Source organism: Vibrio sp. TRT 17S01, from assembly GCF_050113695.1.
Classification (GTDB): domain Bacteria; phylum Pseudomonadota; class Gammaproteobacteria; order Enterobacterales; family Vibrionaceae; genus Vibrio.
In genome coordinates this window covers 166,043-183,706 of record NZ_JBNJOG010000004.1, presented here as the reverse complement: position 1 = coordinate 183,706, position 17,664 = coordinate 166,043, and the positions used below count along the sequence as shown (strand labels likewise).

At 44.7% G+C, this 17,664-nt stretch carries 13 protein-coding genes; 6 read left to right on the top strand and 7 right to left on the bottom strand.

Features of this window, described 5'->3' with window-relative positions:
* Positions 1-1,050: 1,050 nt before the first annotated feature.
* Positions 1,051-2,811: a sensor domain-containing diguanylate cyclase gene (locus ACQEXS_RS08575; RefSeq protein ID WP_427013516.1), complete on the top strand. Its 1,761-nt coding sequence runs from the start codon at positions 1,051-1,053 to the stop codon at positions 2,809-2,811.
* A 50-nt stretch (positions 2,812-2,861) separates the two neighbouring features.
* On the opposite strand, the gene ACQEXS_RS08570 is transcribed toward ACQEXS_RS08575, so the two are convergent.
* The 6 genes from ACQEXS_RS08570 to ACQEXS_RS08545 form a co-directional block, all read right to left on the bottom strand.
* The gene (locus ACQEXS_RS08570; RefSeq protein ID WP_427010478.1) at positions 2,862-3,695 is read right to left on the bottom strand and encodes a MurR/RpiR family transcriptional regulator; all 834 of its coding nucleotides are present in this window, start codon (positions 3,693-3,695) and stop codon (positions 2,862-2,864) included.
* 82 nt (positions 3,696-3,777) lie between these two features.
* Positions 3,778-4,647 carry an N-acetylneuraminate lyase gene (locus tag ACQEXS_RS08565; RefSeq protein WP_427013515.1) on the bottom strand — a complete coding sequence of 290 codons (870 nt, stop codon included), beginning with the start codon at positions 4,645-4,647 and terminating at the stop codon, positions 3,778-3,780.
* A 12-nt stretch (positions 4,648-4,659) separates the two neighbouring features.
* A complete protein-coding gene (locus ACQEXS_RS08560; protein ID WP_427013514.1) occupies positions 4,660-5,550 on the bottom strand; it encodes a dihydrodipicolinate synthase family protein in 891 nt (296 codons plus the stop codon).
* 49 nt (positions 5,551-5,599) lie between these two features.
* Entirely contained in the window at positions 5,600-6,883 is a 1,284-nt protein-coding gene (siaM, locus tag ACQEXS_RS08555) for a sialic acid TRAP transporter large permease SiaM (RefSeq protein WP_367989284.1), read from the bottom strand.
* A gap of 9 nt (positions 6,884-6,892) precedes the next feature.
* On the bottom strand, positions 6,893-7,411 hold the full coding sequence (locus ACQEXS_RS08550; protein ID WP_427010481.1) for a TRAP transporter small permease: 519 nt from the start codon (positions 7,409-7,411) through the stop codon (positions 6,893-6,895).
* Positions 7,412-7,450: 39 nt separating this feature from the next.
* On the bottom strand, positions 7,451-8,416 hold the full coding sequence (locus ACQEXS_RS08545; protein ID WP_367989282.1) for a sialic acid TRAP transporter substrate-binding protein SiaP: 966 nt from the start codon (positions 8,414-8,416) through the stop codon (positions 7,451-7,453).
* A gap of 242 nt (positions 8,417-8,658) precedes the next feature.
* Between ACQEXS_RS08545 and ACQEXS_RS08540 the strand changes: the two genes are divergently transcribed.
* From ACQEXS_RS08540 to ACQEXS_RS08520, 5 genes are all read left to right on the top strand, one after another.
* Entirely contained in the window at positions 8,659-9,357 is a 699-nt protein-coding gene (locus tag ACQEXS_RS08540) for a putative N-acetylmannosamine-6-phosphate 2-epimerase (RefSeq protein WP_367989281.1), read from the top strand.
* Positions 9,357-10,220 carry an N-acetylmannosamine kinase gene (locus ACQEXS_RS08535; protein WP_427013513.1) on the top strand — a complete coding sequence of 288 codons (864 nt, stop codon included), beginning with the start codon at positions 9,357-9,359 and terminating at the stop codon, positions 10,218-10,220. The genes ACQEXS_RS08540 and ACQEXS_RS08535 overlap by 1 nt, the downstream gene beginning before the upstream one ends.
* A 5-nt stretch (positions 10,221-10,225) precedes the next feature.
* Complete coding sequence (nagA, locus tag ACQEXS_RS08530; protein WP_427013512.1) at positions 10,226-11,362, top strand: N-acetylglucosamine-6-phosphate deacetylase; 1,137 nt, start codon at positions 10,226-10,228, stop codon at positions 11,360-11,362.
* A 214-nt stretch (positions 11,363-11,576) separates the two neighbouring features.
* On the top strand, positions 11,577-14,396 hold the full coding sequence (locus ACQEXS_RS08525) for a M16 family metallopeptidase (RefSeq protein WP_427013511.1): 2,820 nt from the start codon (positions 11,577-11,579) through the stop codon (positions 14,394-14,396).
* Between the two features lie 129 nt (positions 14,397-14,525).
* On the top strand, positions 14,526-15,392 hold the full coding sequence (locus tag ACQEXS_RS08520) for a glycerol kinase (RefSeq protein ID WP_427013510.1): 867 nt from the start codon (positions 14,526-14,528) through the stop codon (positions 15,390-15,392).
* Here the strand turns inward: ACQEXS_RS08520 and ACQEXS_RS08515 are convergent.
* The gene (locus ACQEXS_RS08515; protein ID WP_427013509.1) at positions 15,379-17,550 is read right to left on the bottom strand and encodes a hypothetical protein; all 2,172 of its coding nucleotides are present in this window, start codon (positions 17,548-17,550) and stop codon (positions 15,379-15,381) included. The genes ACQEXS_RS08520 and ACQEXS_RS08515 overlap by 14 nt on opposite strands.
* Positions 17,551-17,664: the final 114 nt, after the last annotated feature.

The window sequence follows — 17,664 nt, the reverse complement described above, 5'->3', positions numbered from 1 at the left end:
AAAAATCAATGACTTGTGAAATTTTAGAAATAATGATTGTTTTTATTTTTTAATTATTAATTACTATATATCGATTGTGTTTTGTGACTGTAATTCAAATTAATAATAGTTAATTAACTTGCAGACTAATTGCTCTAAACTAATTAATTCCATCAACATATCAGCTTGATAAAAAATATAATCAAGTCACTATAATTTCATCGAAAAAACATTATTTACAAAAAGGATAGACTGTAATGAATTTACAGTTTTAGGTGGGTTTAAAAGATTCTACGGAGGCTAATTTTGGAAATGGGAACGCGTAGGATTTCGCCAGTATCAAACGATACTGGCTCTCCAATTAATGATGCTCAGACAGTATACTGAACCTCTTTATCATCCTTGTACAAAATCGCTTTTGACGTAGGAACGCCAACAGGCCACCACTCTCGGGGCTCAGTAATAGTGATGATTCCTTTCATCCTATCTTCCGTTTCTCCACAACGAAATGTTGTTATCTTGCCAGTATAGTGACATAAGAACTGATAACGCTTATCAACGATGAAACAATGTCCGTCCATGTAGACTTTATGTTTCTTTTCACAACAATCACAGTGGGTATTTAATATACAAAATTGCATAAGGCATTCTATAAATTTTATGAAAGACAATATGTTAGTTATAGAATACTTCTGCTTGTGTGCATCCACTAATTTTGTTAATTCGACACAAACCTCAAATTAAACATCTGGCTGAACTGTAAATTGTCACTATTGAGACGAAAAATGGCGATTTAATAGTCAATTAAGCTCATTTATCAATAATATCAATTAATATTCTCTATACAAAAGACTGATTTATAACCCATACGACATAAACATAGAATATAAATTTGTAGTTCATCGCAATAATAGTGGTAATAGTTTGTTTTTTCCCGCCCCAATATAGACGTAGAGTCCAATTTGTTAATTTTATGTACTATTAACTCTGGACTAATATAATTTGATGTGCATGACGAACAAGTTTAAGATACGCGACCAACTACTATAAATCATACAGTTGGCTCCAATCATGGCATTACCTAAAATACTACTCCGCATTCTTAAGCCATATTTGATATTGCTTGTTGTCGGAATGGTATATCTCGCTTACCAACAATTTAAGTCTTCAGAACAAAATGCGTATCAGCAATCTTTCGCCAACTTAAAAACATCTTCACAGTTAATTTCTGCCCAAATTGAAGCTGCCGCCAGCAAGCTTTATTTACTGGATGAAAGTGAAAATTATTCCGATTTTGTTACGACGGCACAACGCTTTCTCAAGCACACTTCGGTTTATTCGGATATTTACTATTTCGACAAAACAAAACAAAAAATACAGTCGATGGCCAATCAACCCTTAAATTCCGATACATTAAATTCTGTAGTCTGGAATTCTCTGTCAAAGCTTTCTCCAAAATTAGAGCTCTCTTCTATTTACGAAAAGCAACCTGGAGATTGGGCGGTTGCAGTTCGTTATACACCAGATTCCATGTACCAAATATGGATTGAGTTTGACTTATTCCACGCAACACAAAATATGCGAGGGTTAAAAACACTCAATCACGGATATGTATTTGTGGTCGATAAAACCACGGGACGTTTGGTATTCCACCCAAATCCTGAACGAATCGGGACACCTTCCATCAGTTACCATGGTGGGATCAGCGAACTGGTTGATTCAGGTCGTAAGTTTGGTACCCAAGAGTACTATTACAAAGATCAGTTCAAGATTTCAGCTTTTGATGCAGACAATCAGCTTAACTGGGTATTTATTTCTGGCACGGATCGCTCTGATATTCTCGCAACGTCTTATCAGTTTTCATTGACTGCCATTGTGATTGCGTCTCTATTGTTCCTTGCGGTGGTGTTTAACTACCTTACTTATCAACTCAACTTGTCCTTAGTTATGTTGAACCAAAAAGAGAACGTTGCGGATTTTAAACTTCATTTAAAAACAATTCTTGACCGTTTTTGCCATCATGATGGCATTCAGTTTTGTCTTTATGATGCCGATTATGGCCACTTCAGCACGGTTGACTACCACGGTAATACCAAGGTTGTGCTAACTAACCCAGACTTAGCCAAACGCTTCACACCACACAGCTTTAACTACCTTGGCAAACAGGATGCAGACCCACTGGCCAAAACATTAAAAGTAAAGGGACGCCACTACTCTATCCCATTATTCGATAATGACCGATTGATCGCCGTGCTCTACATGAAGGCGATATTCCCGACCTACCGAAGCATTTTAACTATGGTTCGTAACTATTCCGAAGTGGCCTTATCGAACCTTTTGCTTCATAAGCAGCTTCGATCCAAAGACGTCATGACTCATCTCGATAATAAGCTAACAATACGTGATGTGCTTGAACAACATTTGCATACTGAGCAAGTCTATTTTGCTCTGATTGATATTGACCACTTTAAACGCATTAATGACAACCATGGTCATCAGTGCGGTGATCACGTGATCCTACATACTGCTGATCTGATGCAGAAATGTTTCACCAAACCAGGCGCACTGAGTTTGGCTCGCTACGGCGGCGAGGAGTTCTGTGTGTTATTTCATGCAAATGATGAAAACGATGCCTATGAACAGTGTGAGATGCTGCGCCACTTGGCAGAGAAAGCGATCATTGAACACGAGAATGAAGAAGTAAAATTCACCATCAGCATCGGGATTACATCAGCTGAAGAGAGTCAGCATGCCACTATCGGCCGGGCAGATAAGGCGCTCTTTCAAGCAAAAGGGTTGGGCCGCAATCAGGTAGTACTCAATACGTTTTAGCGCACAAAAAAGCCTGTCGAAAGACAGGCTTTTTAATTTCCACCAGTAACTTAGCCCATGAGTGGCATCACCACTTCCGCAGTCTCTACCACCGCTTCAGAATATTGCGGGTATTGTTCTAGCAAGTTATTGACTAAGACATCCACCAAAAGCAACGCACCTACCTTTGAGGCAAACGCCCCACCAGTCAGTGGGCCTTCTGGCCTAGCAGCCACTAAAAGCTCTGTAGAGACTGACGTTAGTGGGCTATGACTGATATTAGTTAAAGCCACAACAGGGGTACTGCGCTTTGAAGCTTGTGTCGCTGCGTGGAGCACTTCCTTCGTCGAACCAGAGCTGGAAACCACAAACCATAGGTCGCCTTCGCTGCTTTTTACTGCATTCATGGCTGCCATGTGGGTATCTTCAAACATGGTCACTTTCTTACCAATGCGCAGCAGACGATACGCTAGGTAGCGACCGACAATACTGGAAGCACCGATCCCCAAACAACTGATGTAACTCGCGTTATGGACCAACTCACAAATGCGTTGCAGCGACTTACGATCAATCAATTTAGCCGTATCTTGCAAACTGGCTACCGCACTTTGAGCAGACACTTCGCAAATATCACCTTCGATATTTTGTGCTTGTTGACCCGCGTTTTGGCTTAAGTCTACTGCCAGCGCCATACGAAAATCGGAATAGCCTTTGTACCCTAAATCACGACATAGGCGTACAACGGTTGCCTCACTGGTTTCCGTATTGCGTGCTAAGTCGGTGATGGTCTGGAACTGCACGTCATTGGCATTTTCCAGAATATAGTCTGCGACAATACGCAATTTTTTACTGAGAGGTTCAATGTTCGACCTTAATCGAACCAATAAATTTTTACGCGAGCTCACTCTGGCCCCTTATGACTCTCGAATGTGTGCTAAAAGTATCAAACTCATTGACACTTTGATACTGGTAAGACGGCTTTTATCATTAGCAAAAGTGAATATTTTCCAATATTTTTTCAAACTTTTGCTTATGGGTTTGGCTCAGCGGTAAAAACGGCTCTCGGCACACCCCGTAATCAACACCCAGTTCTGTCATGGCAAATTTGATGCTTTGATATAACCCACAATCCAGTAGTTGCTCCGTGACTCGATTCACCAGATGTTGAAGACGCATAGCTTCTTCAAGTCGGCCCTGTTCCATCGCATTATATATAGCGACATACTGGCCAGACATCAGGTTATACGTGCTACCGATACCACCACTTGCTCCCATTTGTAGCCCATTGACCAACATGGTGTCTTCACCGTGAAAAATGACTTGGTTTGCATCGGCATTGCGTAAACGCTCGATAAAGAACATATCAGTCGTGGTATGTTTAATCCCAATCACATTAGGCATTGATGACAGCTCAAGTAATTCACTGTGCGAAAAATTCACCCCTGTCGTGCCCGGAATGTTATAGAGCAACAACGGCAGTGCGGAGTATGCACTGAGTTCACGATAATAATGCTCGACTTCTGATTTAGAAAAACCGTAGTAAAAAGGCGGCGTCGCTGAAATTGCCTGATAGCCCCAATCACTTGCAACGTCTGCCAGTTGTTTGGTTTCAAATAGCGAAATAGCACCAACATGAGCAATAAGTGGCACTCGTCCACCATTAATCTCTGCAATCGCTTTGAGCACATCTTTACGCTCAACCAAGCTCATCATAAAGCATTCTGATGAGCTACCACCGATATAAAAGCCATGCACACCTTGGTTCAGGTGGTGTTCAAACATCGCAGCTAACTTACCAAATTCGATATTCCCTTGGTGGTCAAACGGTGTCATTAAAGGTAAATATATCCCTTTCATCTTGCCTCCTGATTACAGAAAATCTGCGTCACGTAATTTGGTGAGTACATCTTCTTTTTGTTCTGCGGTTAATGCACGAATTGGAGTTCTCGGGTCACCAACATCAATCCCATGCAGTTGCATCGCCGCTTTACCCGCAGCGACACCGCCGTACGCTACAAGCACACGAATAATGGCGATAACTTTATCCATCAAAGAGGCGACTAATGCGTGGTCGCCAGCATGGAAAGCATCAATGACCTTCAAATACAGAGGAGCGGCATAATTGTATGTACTGCCGACAGCCCCAACGGCTCCGACGGCTAAACCTGCAGGTAGAAATTCATCCACACCAAACGGAACATCAAACTTACCATTGGCAACCCGCACACAACGCTGATATTCATACAGATCCATGTTGTTGAATTTGGCACCCAATAAATTCGGGATACGTTGTTCACCTTTGATCAGAAACTGCTCCAAATCGAGATTTACTCCCGACATTCCTGAGTGATAGTAATAAAAGCCTTTGGAAGGCGCTGCTGCTGCGATCTGAGCGCAATACTCAACCAAATCATCCACACTGCCGGGTTTAAAGAAACATGGACCAATGGCCGATGTAGCAAGAACATCGAGCGTTTCAGCATGACGCGTGAGTTCTAACGTATCGACAATGCTCAACGCTCCGGTATGTACAATTAGATCCAATTTACCGTTACTGGCTTTTACCCAGCGTTCTGCGATTGCTTTGCGTTCTTCAACGCTACAGTGGATCCCTTCACCGGTTGTGCCACAAATATAAGCTCCTTTCACACCTTGCTCGATCAGCAATTGTGCAATCTGATCAATCACGGCAAGGTTGACGTTATTATTGCGATCAAAAGGCGTGTGAGGTGCAGCGATCAAGCCTGTTAGTTTTTGCATTTTTTTGTCCTGCGATAAGGGGTGACCAACGTTGTCGGCCACCTGTAAATTATTGTCCGTAACCCAGCATTAGCTCAGGAAGCAGTAGCGTAAATTGAGGGAAAACAGCAACTAAAATGAGTACGATGAATAATGGAACCAGCAGCGGGATAACACCGCGGGTCAATGTGTGGAATGGAATATCTCCAACACGAGAAACCACATAAAGCGCCATACCCATTGGTGGTGTAAGAATGCCAATCATCAGGTTCAAAATAGCCATCACACCGAAGTGAACCGGGTCAATGCCAACCGCACCCGCAACCGGGACTAAAAATGGCACTAACAGTAGTAGTAAGGCGAGCGACTCAATGAAAGTTCCAAGGAAAAGCAACAATAGGTTGATGAGTAGCAGCAATACCAATGGGTTTTCACTGATTGTGAGGAAGTAATCAGCCAGCATTTGCGGTAGCTGTTCACGTGCGACAATCCAACCAAATACGGTTACACCCATCACCATCAAAGCAACAACTGCGGTGGTGTTGACTGTTTCTTTTAGGATGTCGACAAAGCCTGAAAAAGTCAGTTGCTTGTACACGACCGTACCTAAAAACAGTGCATAGAGTGAAGAGACGACCGCCGCTTCTGTTGGGGTGAACTTGCCTGAAAAAATACCACCAATGATGATCACAGGTGTGAGCAATGAAAGAAACGCTTCTTTAAACGATTTGAACTGCTCACCGCGCGTCGCTTTAGGCAGCGTCATGTAACCACGTTTTTTACAAATGAAGTAGCTCATTACCATCAATGCAACACAGCAAAGCAGCCCTGGAATCGCGCCAGCAAGGAACAACGCCCCGATGGATGTATTAGACACCACACCATAAATAACCAATGGAACTGAAGGTGGAACCAACGGGCCAATGATGCAAGACGCCGCGGTTAAACCACCAGCAAAGTCATCATGGTATTTGGCATCGCGCATTGATTTAATTTCCAACTGGCCTAAGCCACCTGCATCTGCCAGTGCAGAACCTGACATACCAGAGAACAGAAGACTTGCCATGATGTTTACATGACCTAAGCTGCCTGTGATATGACCGACCATAGATTTAGCAAAATTGAAAATACGCTCAGTAATACCGGCACTGTTCATTAAGTGCCCAGTTAGTACGAAAAATGGGACCGCTAGTAGCGTAAAGTTATTAATACCTCCCAGCATTTGCTGAGCGGCAAAGTTAATGCCTGTACTTTGCGTGAGTAACAAAAAGACCAGAGCAACAAAAATGAGTGAGAAACCCACTGGCATCCCTGCAAATAGCAGCGCTAGCCAGCCAAATATTGAACCTGCCATGACAACTCCTTAGCGCTGGGCAACCTGTGATGATGAATCCGATGTTTTACCGCAGTGATGCCACTGCTTGGCAATACCCCACATTTTTTCAGCCTGACGGAGCAACATAAATACCCCACCCAGCGGCAGGCTGTAGTTCATCCATTGGCTTGAGATCCCTAAGGTGATCAGCTCAAAAAATGCGGTTCTCTGTACGTGCTGATATCCGAGATAGATAATCGCAACAATAGAAACGAGTACCGCCGCTTCCAATGAAAGCACCAATGCAAGGCGAAGTTTTTCTGGCAATTTGTCAGAAAAGAAAGTGATGTTGACGTGCGTACTGCGTTTCACCGCAATCGCACATCCAATTAACGACATATACATGAATAGAACGCGAGCAAGCTCTTCGCTCCAGAGGGAAGGATCATTTAATAACCAACGGGTTCCAATTTGCCAAGTAAGGACAACCAGCAAAGCCGCCATTAATGGCACCGTTAGGATCTCTTCAAAATTATCATAAATCTTACGTAACATCTTAAGCTCCAAGGCTGGCCAATATTGGCTAGCCGAGAGAATGGAATTGAATTACATTGCAGCCAATTTCTTCACGATTGGCTCACCAATTTTGTCTTCAAATTCTTTATACAGCGGCGCCATGGCATCGCGGAACGGTGCTAAATCAGGATAAGTAACGTTCACCCCTTGCTCTTTAAAGAACGACACCAACTCTTGCTCTTGTTTTTTCACTGAAGCAGTATGTGCCTCACCGGCTTTATGAACGGCTTTGTTGATGACATCGCGTTCTTTGTCAGACAATTTCTGCCATGTCGTTTCTGAAATGATCACCATTTGGTCGTTCACGATGTGATTCGTCATAGCAAGGTTGCTCTGAACTTCGTAAAACTTCATGGTCTTAATTGTTGGCAATGGGTTTTCCTGACCATCAACCGCATTGGTTTGCAGTGCTAGGTAAACTTCAGAGAATGCCATTGGTGTTGGTGATGCCCCTGAAAGTTTGGCGTAATTTAGGTTTGGTTTGGCATTTGGTACACGCAGTTTCAAACCTTTGAAATCTTTGATGCTGTTTAACGGACGGTTCGACGTGGTTTCACGCGTACCATTGTACCAAGTGTCCAACGCGCGCCAGTTAAACTTCTTCAGCATTTCATCGCGAACGCCCTGCCCAAAGTCAGAATCGAACATACGACGTAAATGGTCAAAATCGCGGGCAACATAAGGTAAGGTCACCGCTTCTGCTCGCGGAATCCAAAGCCCCATACGACCAAACTCCGCATACGTAATATCCAGATCACCTAAGCTCAATTGTTGCAGCATGGCGCGGTCATCACCCAATTGTGCACTTGGGTAAATTGCAATTTTCAGTTCACCATTACTCATCTGCTCAACGGTGTCTGCCATCATCTTTGCAGAGGTATATTCAACCGAGCCTACTGATGCCTGCATCCCCATTTTTAAAGTGGTTGCAGCTTGAGCTGAAACAGCAAATCCAACAGTCAGCAATGCAAGCGTAATTTTGTTTATGGCTTTCATAATGTTCCCTTTATTTATCTGTATTTCACGTTATACGAAAAATTTTTTATTTAATTTGAAAAAAATCTTCGTTTTGGATTATTATGCCCATGAAGATTATTTTCAAACCATGTGGTAATGAAATGTGATCACGTACAAATATTCGCCAGCCTTTATCGTTAAAAGCAGTAAATAGCTTGCTATAACGTTAGGCCAGCTTTAAGCCTTACCCGACTGGAAGGCCCATTTAAAAGAGGCTCAATGTGAAGAATAATTATTTAAATATTAATGACTTAAGAAAGTCGCTTGCAGGTCAAACCGTCGTATCTATTCAACCTGTTACTGGGAGTCCTTTGGAGAAAACGGAGTTTATCGTGGCCATGGCCCTTGCCGCGCAGCAAGCCGGTGCAAAAGCTCTTAGAATCGAAGGAGTGTTAAACGTTCGCGCGGTTACGCAAGCGGTCACTATTCCGGTAATTGGTATTGTAAAACACGATTTGGAAGACAGTGATGTACGGATCTCCCCTTTCATTACCGATGTTCAGGCGCTCGCTAACGCAGGAGCAACCATTATTGCTTTTGACGCAACCAATCGACCTCGCCCGGAGCCGAGAGACGTGATTGTTACTGCAATCCAACAATCAGGCTGTTTTGCGATGGCTGACTGCAGCTGCTTTGAAGATGGTGCGTGGGCGAACTTAAGTGGCGTCGACATTATTGGCTCAACCCTTTCTGGCTATGTAGGTGGCCCAGAGCCAACGGAGCCAGATCTTCAGCTCGTCAAGCAATTTGCTGATGCAGGTTTCTTTACCATGGCGGAAGGCCGTTACAACACCCCCGAATTGGCTGCTGAAGCAATTCGACATGGTGCCGTTGCCGTCACCGTCGGCTCTGCTCTTACTCGACTAGAAGTCGTCACTCAATGGTTTAACTCAGCCACTCAAGCCGCAGGAGCTCACTAATGCATACTCTCGCTATTGATATCGGCGGCACCAAGATCGCACTCGGATTATTTGAAGACGGAAAAATGAGAAGCCGTCGCCAACTCGCGACACCAATTGCAACCAACACCATCATATTTGCAGAAGAAATTCTCGAGCACTGCCAAGACTGGCTCGAAGTGGTCGACAATATTGGCATCTCGACCACTGGATTAGTCACGCCAGAGGGCATCAGTGCGATCAACCCTGATACACTAGACTTTCCTACTCCCTTCCCTCTGCATACCGCATTAAACGCCATTACCCAAAAGCCGGTTGAAATGCTCAACGACGCACAAGCCGCTGCATGGTTTGAATATCGCCAGCTACAGAGTCGCTATCAAAATATTGCTTACATTACTGTCTCAACTGGTGTCGGCGGCGGCATTGTCCTTGATGGAAAACTGCTGAAAGGCGCAAGTAATTTAGCGGGACATGTTGGCCATACGGTGCTTAGCCTTTCTGGTCCTGAATGTGGCTGCGGCCAACGTGGCTGTGTTGAGGCGATGGCTTCGGGCACGGCTATTCACAAAGCCGCTCTCGAAGTGTTCGATGAAACAATCTCCAATATTGAGCTGTTCGAATTGGCAGAAAAAGATCTCGCTGCCGATCACTTAATTTGTCAAAGCGCCGCCGCAATTGCCACCTTATGTTGTAACCTCAAAGCGTCGCTGGATCTGGACGTAGTGGTATTAGGCGGAGGGATCGGGCTTGCTAAACGCTACTTACAACGTGTCGAACACCATATCTCACAAAAGCCCGCCGTATTTCAGGTGCCCATCATCAGAGCTAAAGGTGATTATGATGCCTGCTTATATGGTGCCGCGCAGCAGTTTCAGGAGTAACTAAGATGTTGAAAGCAATCTCTGCCCCTAGGATTTTTGACGGAGAGCACTACTATACCGACTCTGCTCTACTTTGGAGCAAAGGTCAGATCGAAGCTATCGTCCCCATTTTAGACGTTCCGCCTCATGCCGAACACCAACACTTTGACGATGCGCTGATCGCTCCGGGTTTCATTGATCTTCAAGTTAATGGCGGTGGTGGCGTGATGTTTAATAGCGACACCAGCGTTGAAGCGATCGATGCGATCTGTAAAGCACACCGCCGCCACGGCACCGCCTATCTACTACCCACTTTGATCAGTGAAACACCAACTCAACTTAACCACGCGTTAAACAATACCGAGAGAGCAATCGAACTCGGTATTCCCGGCGTACTCGGTGTTCATTTAGAAGGACCTTGGCTCAACCCTGACAAAAAAGGGGCCCATGACGAAACACGTTTCTACGCCCCTAATGTTGAGCAACTTGAAGCCATGCCGTGGTTAAAAAATGGCACCACCTTAGTCACACTGGCTCCCGAGAAAAACACACTCAATGCAATGAGGTGGTTAAAAGAGCATGGTATTCATCTTTCCTGTGGCCACAGCAATGCAACAACCCAACAACTGACCCAAGAGAAACTGCATTGCCTTGACGGATATACTCACCTTTTTAATGCGATGTCTGCGTTTGAAGGTAGAGAGCCCGGCGTAGTCGGTAGCGCACTTAGCCAAGACAGCGCTTGGTGCTCCATCATTACTGATGGCATTCATGTACACCCGCAAAGTGTCTTGCTGGCATACAAAGCTAAACCGAAGGGTCAATTAATCATCGTGACCGATGCCATGGCAACAGTAGGCAGTGATAGCCCTCATTTCGAATTAGACGGTGAGATCATTTCTGTCGTCGACAACAAACTTGTTAATGCCAATGGCAGCCTCGCTGGTGCTCATATCGGCATGGATGAGTCCGTGGCGAATGTTATATCTTGGGGAATTGATGAAGCAGAAGCGTTAAAAATGGCCTCAACCTATCCTGCCCAAGCACTAAAACAGAATAACCTTGGTCACTTTAAAAAAGGAGCCACCGCTGCGGCGACGATTTTAACCTCGCACTATCAAACTGCTGGCGTGATGGTCGATGGTCAGTTGTTCACAGATTAACGTTCTTTCCTTTACATAAACGGAGGCATCACCTCCGTTTCTCTTCCTCAAGTAAGGCATTACTTAGCTTCATCACTCCTCGTGTCATTCCACATCTGTTATTTATTCCCTTTATAAATGCCAAAAGAAAAAAGCTCGACTTCTATGGAACCAAACGATAGTTTTGTTATCTATCAATTTTATAAATGATAATTAACTACAAGAAATAATACTTATGTTTAAACACATCATTAAGCCTGCCGCTGTATTTTTGCTTGCTAGCTGGTCGTTCACAGCGCTGTCGGCACCCTCTCTCAATTCACTCTGGTACCCCAGCAGTGACATTCCGATTGACGAGCAATTTAAAGTCTCCATGCTGAGTAATGGTATGCGAGTGGTTATGACCGAAAACCACTTACCAAAACAAGGCCTCTCGATACAAATGTTTATTGATGCAGGCTCTTTTCAAGACCCTAAAGATTATCCCGGACTTGCGCACTTCTTAGAGCACATGGCGTTTAACGGTTCTACTCATGTCGCGGAAGGCGCTATGATTCCGATGCTGGAAAAGCATGGCCTTGCTTTTGGGGCGGATACCAATGCCACCACCAGTCTGGGTTACACCTCTTATGAGCTTGATCTACCAAATGCAACACCTGAAGCAATTGATACGGCGCTGTTTTTGCTGCGTGAAACCGCCTCTGAACTGACACTCGCACCGAAAGCGATTAAACGCGAGCGTGGGGTGATCCAAGCTGAACGTAGAGTACGAAACAGCCATGATTTTCGTAGCAGCCTGTCAAGAATCCAGTACTTACTTGGTGACACCAATGTGTATCAACGGTTACCTATTGGTACAAAAGAAGCCATTAATCAAATCGATCAGGCAGCCTTAAAAGCGTATTACCAAAATTACTATACGCCAGAGAACACGACACTGGTGATATCCGGCAATATCAAAGACAAACAGCTTGAACAGAAAATTGATAAGTACTTTGCCAACTGGAAAACCAAGTCAAGCTCGCATGAAATCGTTGACCCAACGGTGACCTACTCACTACCCAATAAAACCGAAGCCTACGCCAACATTAGTCCCAAAAACCAATCTGCTTCCGTTGGGCTCAATTTCATTGCACCAGAAGAAGACAAACCTTATTCAAAAGCCGAGCATATTGAATTCCTCAAAGAATATATCGGCATCAGAGCACTGAACTATCGGCTCGAACAATTCGTTAACCAAAGTGATGGCAAGCTTCGTGACCTAAGCGCCTCACTGTCAACAGAATCCGATGTGGTAAGCATTCGAAATATCTCTGTCGAAACAGAGCAAGGGGAATGGCGTCATGGTTTACAAACCATTCAACGATTGCTGAAACAAGCAACCACTTACGGCTTTAGCCAACAAGAAATCGACCGCCAGATCAAAATCATCGAACACAGTCTTCAAGTGGATATAGAGCAGTCAAGCTATACCAACAATTCCGTTTTATCGGATCGCGTTGTCAATGCATTGGATTCGAAAGAACCCTTAATATCAGCAATGACATACCAAAAGATGTTCAAAGAAGCGCGACCGTTATTCACACAAGATGCGATTAACCAAACTTTCCAACAACAATGGACAAACAAGAATGCGCGGATCTACCTTGCTGATCGTCAAGCACCTGAAGACATCAATCAGCAACTGATTCTGGCCTATCAAGCCGAGCAAAAAGTCGCGGTAAACCCTTATGAGTCAAAGCAGGCCACAGCGTTCGCATACACAGACTTTGACCCTGCGGGTAAAGCAACACCATTAGCACCCACTCAATTTGGGGATATTCAGCGATACCAATTCGATAATGGTGTACGACTTAATATTAAACCGACGGACATCGAACCAAATACAGTTTATCTGAACATTAACTTCGGTACTGGGCGCCTTGGTTTAAGCAACGAAAATGCCCCTCTGTCAGCGATATTTGGCGTGGCAGTCGCAATGAGTGGCATGCAACAGCACAACATTAATCAATTGCAGGATTTATTTACTGGTCGCTCTATGGGGCTCGATCTCGCAATAGGCGATTTCCACAACATCAGTAAGATAGTGCTGGATTCCGCGGATGTTCTAGACCAGCTACGAGTCTATGCGTCGCTGTATACCGACAATGGTTTCCGTCAAGAAGCTTGGGAGGCTGGGATTCGTCAATACCAACACCAACTTGCGAGTGCTCAAAATGACCCTAATGCGGTACTAAACAATCACTTGTCTGCATACCTTTTCAATCAAGATGCTCGCTGGACAATGCCAACCGTTGAACAATTAAATCAGTTCAATGTTAAGGATTTAAAACCCTTACTTGAGCAAGCCATTTACGCAGGACCTGTTGAAATCTCACTGGTAGGAGATATCACAACCGAGCAAGCCATTGAAGCGGTATCCAGTACCTTTGGTGCATTGAGCATCACAGCGCAAGCACCAGCAAAACCATACTCAGTTGCCATGGGGCCAATCAAAACGAAGACTGTGACTCTGTTCCATACTGGTGAAGCCGACAAAGCCGTTGTCGCCGCCTATTGGCCAATTCCAGACGGACGAAACCCTGAACTCAACGTCAAATACACCGTATTAGCACGAGCTTTGCAAACAAAACTCGACAAGATCGTTCGGGAAGAGATGGGAGTGTCGTATAGTCCATGGGCTGGCATCAACCAATCAAATTGGTTTGCCAACTTCGGTTATATCAGCCTAAACAGTAATACAAATACAGAAAATGTTGCGGCTGTCGAACAGGCTTATAAAAAAATCTGGCGATCACTTCAGGCTACCACGCTCACACCAGAAGAAGTGGAACAATTGAAAAAGCCAATACTGGAGTCTTTGGCCCATAATCAGCAATACAACCAATATTGGTCGAACCTATCGACTGTAGCGCAATCACAAGCTGATTTGGTTGAAAACGAAACAAAATATACCGACGCGTTAAAAGCGGTAACCGCTACCGATATCCAACAACTCGCAAAATCTATCGATATCGATAAAGCGCTTAAAATTAACGTTCTCCCCAAAAAATAACCGACAAAGGAGGCATCAGCCTCCTTTTTATTGCTCTTCATCCTAACCGATACAACTCTGAAATCCGGATTTAAATGATTGATTCTATCCAAATCCATCACCACAATAGAGCATCATTAGGAGAGAATTATGGCCGATAAATTATCCACTACAGCGCTTGCAAAGCTGCGTGATATCGACGCAAAGCAGCTATTCACCGACTTAAAAACCGCTGGATATATTAACCGGGATGCCGAACATTGGGTGCTGACAGAATTGGGGGTTAAATTTGGTGGTGAATATGCCTCCCACCCTAAATTTGGCCAATTCATTGTCTGGCCGACAAACCTCTTAATTGATATGGAAGCCACCAGCGGGAAAACCCTGAGCGCTACCCAAATTGGTGAACGTTTCCAGCTCGCCGCGAAAAAAGTGAATCAGCTGCTCAGTGAGCTAGGATGGATAATAAAAGTAGAACAAGGCTGGGAGGTAACAAAGGCAGGGCTGAAAGTTGGTGCTTACCAACGTGAAGACAAAGCTAGTAACAATCAATTTGTGGTCTGGCATGATTCTATTGTACGCAATAAACGGCTAAAACAGTCGGTGATTGAGTTTCTCGGCCAAGATTCCGAGGCTCATGCAACCGACAAGTCTCTCTCTAGTTTTCGCCAAAAATTCGAAGCGAAACATCGTACACTTGATGGCCATTATGTTCGCTCAACTGGTGAGCTGATCATCGATAATTGGCTCTACATGAACGGGGTGGCTCACGCGTACGATCGACAACTGCCAATCGAACAAGATGTACTCAGTGACTTTTATTTGCCAACAGGCAAAGTCTACCTCCAATATTGGGGCGATGATCACGGCCCAAGTGATCCAAAAACCATCGCCGACCTGAAGTCCATTTACCAAGAGCACCAATTTGCTTTGATTGAGATTTACCCCGAAGAGATTGCTCATCTGGACGAAGTACTCCCCGCTAAACTGCGCGAATATGGGATTAAGGCGTATTAAGCTGCGTTATCCGTTTTATCTCTTCTTTGGTTAGTGGCGTAAAACGTGCTGGCGTTCCTAAAATATGCTTTAGCGCTCCAATCGCGACGACTAGAGCCTTACCTTCAAAGCGAACTTGAATCGAGTGATAGTAAACATCATCACTGAGATAATCCTGAGGCTCAATATCAATAAAATACGTAAATGGTGTTAGCGGGTAGCCCGTACTTAATTGCAGTAGCTGCACCCCTTCAGCCGTGTAAAGCGCAACTTGATCATTTTCTTCATCCAGCAAGAAGTAAAGCGCACTTTCGCCATAGTCACTTAGGTTCAATGTCGCTTGCCAATACCTAAGCCCTGTTCGTATGTTTCGGAGGATCACCCTATCGTCTTTTTCCCGGTAAAGCAGGCGATCATTTCCAACAAAAACAAGGCTTTTATTTTCCGAATCATCAACAAAACCACCACTCAGTGGCTCACTCTGATCGTAGCCTGAATCATACAACTCGGTATTGAATTGTTGCGCTAATTGGAGCTTGCCAGAGTGATACTGGTAGAGATACACCGATTCATCATCAAACAATGCAAAGTGGCTTTCATCCGGACTGAATGCGATATGACTCTTGCTGTTAACATACAGGTAAGGCATCTCTTGCGTGGCTTTGACCTGCATAGTGTTTGATTCCATTAACGTCAGCCGTTGCCCTCCAGAACCTGCGTATAGCGTTAATATCCAACGCCCACTTGGCGACAGTAAGCTGCTATCAAGCATGTCTGTATATACGACTTGCGAATGGCACACCTGGATCTGGTCCTGTTTCTCATCCAGCAAACAATACGTCAGTTCCGCAGTTTGAGCACTCATTAGTTGATAACTACCTAGCACCACTCCGGTTGCAGTTCGCGACGCCCAAACCTCTCGTGCTCTGCGCAGGTTATCCGCTTCTTTTGGCCATGGCTTGTCCGGTGAACTTTGCGTTAATATCGCGTCCACTAACAAGTGGGCACCAGCGATACCCCACCCCATTAAGTCCCAATGTGCGTTTTTGGCCAATGACAACAACTCAGCCGGTGTCGCACGTTGTAGCCGCTCCATCGCATAATCTTGTTGGGGTGTAATAGATTCAACCGTGGTTTTCCATTGAGATTCAAATGCCAGTACCTGAGGCAATTGAAGTACCTCCGTCGACTGATCTCGGCTGCACCAATCCGTTAAGCCATCCGCGACCCATTGACCAACAAACTCGACATTGCGGTTATAAAGCGAGATCCCTTCATCATCTTTAATGTATATCAACCCTTGCGTATCAATTTGTGCCTGCAGCGCTTTTCGTAGCTCTGCTTCACTGGGTACAGGCCCATGACCGATGTCATAAAAGTCCTTCGGCAGATTACCCGTTAACAATTCATACGACAGTTGATGAAAGTGAATTTTGTTCTGTTGAATCGTGATCGCGCTATCGCACTGTTCTGAGGCATAAAGCTGACTAGGCGACTGCGCTTCCCAACGGATCATGGGTTCAAGTCCGGTTGGTGTCACCTTGAAAAAATCTGGGTATTGATTGGGCTGACCCTGTTGCACCCGATGCGCACTTAAAAACACGCTGTCATTCTCTGCCAAAGCAATAAATGTCGGGGCCTCCATTGCAATATCATCTAACGGATACTCCACTTCAAGAGTGAAGTCACGCGTTCGATAAATGCTGAGCCACAATTGCTGCTGGCTATCGAGACTCAACACATAAAGCGTGTCACCCATGTCGTCATGGGTGTAAGTCACAACCTGTCGCTCCGGTAAAAAATGGGCCGTTCCTTGCTCTGGAAGATAGAAAAAACGCGAGCCCCACGAATAAATCTGATAAGGCTTTAGATAGTCCAATACTTGTGCCGCGGGGATTAAACGAGAAGACCAGCGATCAGCCAAAGGTTGAAGATAAGCAAGATCTGGCTCAGAAAAATCCACGCGAGCCAGTGCCAACGCCCCTTCTGCAACATCACCACTTTGAATCGCCATGACCGCAGACTCAATTTGCTGTTCTGTCACTTGCCGTTGTGCTTGCCGATTCTGTTGCCAATAATGATAGCTTGCCGCTGTAATCACTGACGAACCCAGTGCAATCGCAACCAGTAAAGCTAAAGATCGTCGTTTGTCAGGTAAGGATGAAGGCGCTTGCTCCATAAGCTGGTTGTTTCCTAAATAATTGATACCTTAATTTAAGCATCAAAGACGACATCGCTAAACTGGCAGCAAGCAAAAACTCTAGGTGGATACCAAGAGTTTCCTCTTTTCAAG

Coding starts and splice junctions, on each gene's coding strand:
- ACQEXS_RS08545 (WP_367989282.1), bottom strand. CDS start 8,416: ATGAAAGCCATAAACAAAATTACGCTTGCATTGCTGACTGTTGGATTT.
- nagA (WP_427013512.1), top strand. CDS start 10,226: ATGTTGAAAGCAATCTCTGCCCCTAGGATTTTTGACGGAGAGCACTAC.
- siaM (WP_367989284.1), bottom strand. CDS start 6,883: ATGGCAGGTTCAATATTTGGCTGGCTAGCGCTGCTATTTGCAGGGATG.
- ACQEXS_RS08515 (WP_427013509.1), bottom strand. CDS start 17,550: ATGGAGCAAGCGCCTTCATCCTTACCTGACAAACGACGATCTTTAGCT.
- ACQEXS_RS08525 (WP_427013511.1), top strand. CDS start 11,577: ATGTTTAAACACATCATTAAGCCTGCCGCTGTATTTTTGCTTGCTAGC.
- ACQEXS_RS08535 (WP_427013513.1), top strand. CDS start 9,357: ATGCATACTCTCGCTATTGATATCGGCGGCACCAAGATCGCACTCGGA.
- ACQEXS_RS08560 (WP_427013514.1), bottom strand. CDS start 5,550: ATGCAAAAACTAACAGGCTTGATCGCTGCACCTCACACGCCTTTTGAT.
- ACQEXS_RS08575 (WP_427013516.1), top strand. CDS start 1,051: ATGGCATTACCTAAAATACTACTCCGCATTCTTAAGCCATATTTGATA.
- ACQEXS_RS08520 (WP_427013510.1), top strand. CDS start 14,526: ATGGCCGATAAATTATCCACTACAGCGCTTGCAAAGCTGCGTGATATC.
- ACQEXS_RS08565 (WP_427013515.1), bottom strand. CDS start 4,647: ATGAAAGGGATATATTTACCTTTAATGACACCGTTTGACCACCAAGGG.